This window comes from Caballeronia sp., assembly GCF_049581465.1.
In the GTDB taxonomy this organism is placed as follows: Bacteria; Pseudomonadota; Gammaproteobacteria; order Burkholderiales; family Burkholderiaceae; genus Caballeronia.
On the sequence record NZ_JBAUSA010000939.1, the window covers coordinates 1 to 3,073 of the forward strand.

Consider the following 3,073-nt stretch of genomic DNA (forward strand, 5'->3'; position numbering starts at 1 on the left):
GTCACACGACGCGTGACTTGCAGACGCATCTCGTACAGTTTGTCTATGCGACGTTTGCTGCGACGCAACTCGTCGTTGGCACGCTCCAACTGACTGGTGTACTCATCGAGTTTGTTATCGCGCTCACGGAGGACCTCGCGAATGGAACCGAGCGTAACGTAGCTAATGACTTCGTCGACGACATATCGGGCCTTTCCTTGGTCCAATGCCCTGAACTGGTCGTCAGTCGCTGCGTATGCCTCAACGGCATCGGTGAGAACCTGTCGAAACAAATCGAGCTCCCGCACGAGCTCGTCCAAACGATAACCCTGGCGCCAGCGCCATTGCCCGTGTTGCCTGGCATCACTTTCAACGGCAACTTGCGCGACATCCAAGTCTTGGTGCTCTAGCGCCACGCAGATTTCCTCGAATATGGCTGGGAGGTTGTCGGCCAGTTGCGTCCGGCTCAGGGAATCCGATTTCTCGACGTCGGTATCGCCGCTGACGATTTTCATCCACCGCGCGACGAGAGGGTCTTTCTCTCGGCGAAGTTGACCAGCAAGTAGTCGGAACGGTCGGATGTCAGTCACGGGAATGTCGCTTTGAAGAGTGACGCGTCAGCAGCAGGCTGATGGACGTTTCGTCGTCCAAAAGTTCCGACCGCGAAGTGCGGGTCAGGAAATTATACCTAAGCCCATACTCCGCATAGCGTTCCCGCAGTTGCAAGTAACATGGTGCATCTGTTCGTCAACAACACCTGCAAAGCGCCGATTGTAGCGATACGACGAATCTCTCCGTGCCACAGGGCTGTGAAGCAAACACTGGCGTGACGTTCCGGGGGTCGTGCCTGCTAAATCAACGCGAGCTAGAGGGCTGGCTTGTTCGAGACCCGCGCACGTCGCAAAAATTCCTCCAAGCTCGTGGCGTCCACCGGTTTCGTCATGTGAGCATCAAAGCCTGCCTCTATCGCCGCTATCTTGTCCGAGTCAGATGCATACCCCGTAATCGCGACGAAGGTCGTGTTCGCCAGACAGTCAAGGCCGCGCATGGCCCGTATGAGCGCGTAGCCGTCCAGGTCCGGAAGTCCAATATCACTCAGCACAACCTCAGGTCGCCACTCGTTGGCGATGGCGAGCGCTTCGACCGCGCTATAAGCCACTCGAGTGGTATTGCCCGAAAGCTGCAAGTAGAGCGCAAGCGCGTCCGCCGTATCGCGGTTGTCGTCGACAATCAAAACGGACATCGGCGCGGTCGATGACGCCACAGCTTCGACGGGCTCGGCGGTCTGCATTTCTTGAGGAGCCGCGCGGCGAAGGGTGAGCGTGAACTCACTTCCGCGCCCGATGCCGTCACTACGCGCAACGAGCGTCCCGCCGTGCAACTCGGCCAGTTTTCGCGCGAGCGTCAAACCTAGGCCCATTCCTCCCACGGACCGGGCGAGTGGTCGCTTCCCCTGCTTAAAAAGCTTGAATATCGCGTCAATGTCCCCGTGCGCGATTCCAATGCCGTTGTCCACCACTCCAATGAATACGTTCGAGCCGTCGCCGTCCGCCGTCATGCGTATGCGCCCGTAGGCCGGCGTGTATATGGCAGCATTCTCTATCATGTTCGCAACGACGATTGAGCACTGAGTCGGGTCGGCGAGCGCATAAAGTGAAGCGTCGACCGACGTTGAAACCGTGTGCCCTCGGTCGACGATGGCGGCGTTGGTAAGCTCTAGGGCGTTCTCAATTACATCCTTCACGGAGACAGGTTTCAGGTTCAGTTGCATGACGCCGGTGGTCGCCAAGGACGTCGATAGCAAGTCGTCAACAATATGCCCCATCTGTCTGACGTGCCGTCCGACAATCTCTCGCGCCCATGCGCGCTCTGCATCCGTCGCCTCAGGTCGGTCGAGAATAGCGATACCTGTCTGGATCGGGGCCAGTGGCGCGCGAAGCTCATGGGCGAGCATCGCCAGAAACTCTTCCTGGTGACGCTCAGCTTCGTCAAGGCGACGTCGCATTTCCAGTAGTTCTGCCGACGCTTGCCGTTGTTCAAGATGCAACACGGCGTGTTCCGCCAGCGTTTTTAGTGTCACCCTTTCTGATGCACTCAACTTCCGGGGCTCATGAGCGATCACGCATAGGGTCCCAAGGGCCGTGCCGTCCGACGCCTTCAATACTGCGCCAACATAGAAAACGACGTTGCGCTCACCGACCACCTGAGGATGGTCCCGAAATTCTTCATCGGCGGTCGCATCTGGAATCACAAGGATATCGTTAGTCAGGAGGGCCTGCGCGCAAAGCGATTCCTCACGCCTGGCCGACTGGGGCTCCATACCCCAGGCTGACTTACACCACTCGCGGGTTTCGTCAATGAAGTTGAGCAATGCAATCGGTGCCCGCAACAGGCTTGCAGCGACCTTAGTAATGGAGTCGAAATGCTCCTCCGCCGGGGTGTCAAGAATCCCGAATGTTTTTAGCCTGCGTAGTCGATGAGACTCGTTAACGGGAAAGGCGGCGGCCATGACGACAGCTTTCCAAGAGGTGAGTCAACGTAATCATGCAATAACCATTCCTCTGCTTGAAAGGGTTTGACGGATAGCATGCAACTCTTTCAAAATTCCGACCAATGCCAAGTGGCCGGCATCCCGCGTCGCCGGGCTTTTTGACCAAGCATTTGCGGTTGTGGTTCGAGTTCGACCGGCATCCCTTTGAGCATGGCTACCTGGCCGCCCGATTTCCGCCGAGGCATGCATTTGGAACTGGCGTCCGTACTCAAGTCAGCGCGTCGGGAGGATTTGCCGATTTGGGCAGCCTCCATGTCAAAGACGCTGAACAGCTTCCCTCGTTGCAGCAAGCCGTTACGACACGTCTCAACACTCCCGATCGCCGCGTTGACTGCATTACGACAGGTGGTGCACGGCTGTTCGCGACGCCTAATCGTACCCCCAGTTGGTGTCCTTCACGCTCTGAATCGGCACCTCGTGGGCGGGGCGGCTGGCACGTCCCGTGCGGAGCACGACATAGTCAACAAGGGAGGATGTCATGGACACCAACACAGCAGAAGGTACGTTGAAAGAAGCAGCGGGCAAGGTTGAAGAAGCAGTAGG

The 3,073-nt window shown here is 57.7% G+C and carries 2 protein-coding genes; both read right to left on the bottom strand.

Annotation, left to right across the window (positions count from 1 at the left end; all coding sequences use genetic code 11):
• Positions 1–494 (bottom strand): RsbRD N-terminal domain-containing protein (locus WCA53_RS23055; RefSeq protein WP_423915928.1); only part of this gene is annotated, 494 nt, incomplete at its 3' end.
• 350 nt (positions 495–844) lie between these two features.
• Positions 845–2,488, bottom strand: a complete 1,644-nt coding sequence (locus tag WCA53_RS23060; protein ID WP_423915931.1) for a response regulator — start codon at positions 2,486–2,488, stop codon at positions 845–847.
• Positions 2,489–3,073: the final 585 nt, after the last annotated feature.